The organism is Pseudomonas sp. BAY1663 (assembly GCF_000582595.1).
Taxonomy (GTDB): Bacteria; Pseudomonadota; Gammaproteobacteria; order Pseudomonadales; family Pseudomonadaceae; genus Stutzerimonas; species Stutzerimonas stutzeri_AF.
The window spans coordinates 1-1764 of record NZ_AZSV01000186.1; the positions used below are offsets into that span (position 1 = coordinate 1).

2 protein-coding genes are annotated in these 1764 nt (G+C 65.1%); both read right to left on the bottom strand.

The window, feature by feature from the left end; genetic code table 11:
• Positions 1–476: response regulator (locus tag BAY1663_RS22625; RefSeq protein ID WP_037045352.1), on the bottom strand; the 476-nt coding region annotated here is incomplete at its 3' end.
• Positions 477–524: 48 nt separating this feature from the next.
• A partial coding sequence (locus BAY1663_RS22630) for a chemotaxis protein CheA (protein ID WP_037045353.1) occupies positions 525–1764 on the bottom strand: 1240 nt, incomplete at its 5' end.

Consider the following 1764-nt stretch of genomic DNA (forward strand, 5'->3'; position numbering starts at 1 on the left):
GCCAGCGCCGCCCCGGGGCTGCGCGGCGACGTCGGCGCGGCACCGCCGCTCGAACCGCAGAAGGTGCTGTAGCGACGATTGCTGCGCGAAACGGTATGGACCTTCTCGCACAGCAGTTGCTTGACCTTGTCCGGATTGCGCGAGATGTCCTCGAAGTTCTTCGGCAGGTAGTCGACCGCACCGGCATCCAGCGCATCGAGCGTTACCCGCGCGCCCTCGTGGGTCAGCGAAGAGAACATCAAGACCGGCGTCGGGCAGCGCTGCATGATCTGCCGCACCGCCGTGATGCCATCCATCATGGGCATTTCGTAGTCCATGGTGATGACGTCCGGCTTGAGCGCCAGCACCTGGTCGATGGCCTCGCGCCCGTTGGTGGCGGTGCCGACGACCTGGATATTGGGATCAGAGGAAAGGATTTCCGAGACGCGCCGGCGGAAGAAGCCGGAATCGTCCACCACCAGGACCTTGACTGCCATAAACACTCCTAGCGGCAGCGCCCCCTCCGCGGGACGCTGCCTGACTGATCAAATCCTGCGTGCATAACGCTTGAGCATGCTGGGAACATCGAGAATCAGGGCGATGCGGCCGTCACCGGTGATGGTCGCACCGGACATGCCGGGAGTACCTTGCAGCATCTTGCCCAAGGGCTTGATCACCACTTCTTCCTGCCCCACCAACTGGTCGACGACGAAACCGATGCTCTGGTTGCCGACGCTGAGGATGACCACGTGCCCCTCGCGCTGCTCTTCCTGGGACGCGCCCTGAACCAGCCAGCGCTTGAGATAGAACAGCGGCAGCGCCTTGTCGCGCACCACGACCACTTCCTGGCCGTCCACCACGTTGGTGCGCGACAGGTCGAGGTGGAAGATCTCGTTGACGTTGACCAGCGGGAAGGCGAACGCCTGCTCGCCGAGCATGACCATCAGGGTCGGCATGATCGCCAGGGTCAGCGGCACCTTGATCACCACCTTCGAGCCCTGGCCCTTGGTGGAGAACACGTTGACCGTGCCGTTGAGCTGGGAAATCTTGGTCTTGACCACGTCCATGCCGACGCCGCGGCCGGAGACGTCGGATATCTCGGTCTTGGTCGAGAAACCGGGCGCGAAGATCAGGTTGTAGCATTCCAGGTCGCTCAGGCGGTCGGCGGCGTCCTTCTCCAGCATGCCCTTCTCGACGGCCTTGGCGCGCAGGACGTTGGCGTCCATGCCCTTGCCGTCATCGCTGATGACCAGCAGGATGTGGTCGCCTTCCTGTTCGGCGGAAAGCACCACCCGGCCGGTGCGCGGCTTGCCGGCGGCCTCGCGCTCCTCGGGCATCTCGATACCGTGGTCGACGGCATTGCGTACCAGGTGCACCAGCGGATCGGCCAGGGCCTCGACGAGGTTCTTGTCGAGGTCGGTCTCTTCGCCGACCAGTTCCAGGTTGATCTCTTTCTTCAGGCTGCGCGCCAGGTCGCGAACCAGGCGCGGGAAGCGGCCGAAGACCTTCTTGATCGGCTGCATGCGGGTCTTCATCACCGCGCTCTGCAGGTCGGCGGTGACCACGTCGAGGTTGGACACGGCCTTGGCCATGGCCTCGTCGCCGCTGTTGGAGCCCAGGCGCACCAGGCGGTTACGCACCAGCACCAGTTCGCCGACCATGTTCATGATCTCGTCGAGGCGCGCGGTGTCCACCCGTACCGTCGTCTCGGTTTCGGCCGGGGCCGCAGCGGCGGGCGCCGCCGGTTTGCTCGGCGCTGCGGCCTTGGCCGCTGCTGCCGGAGCC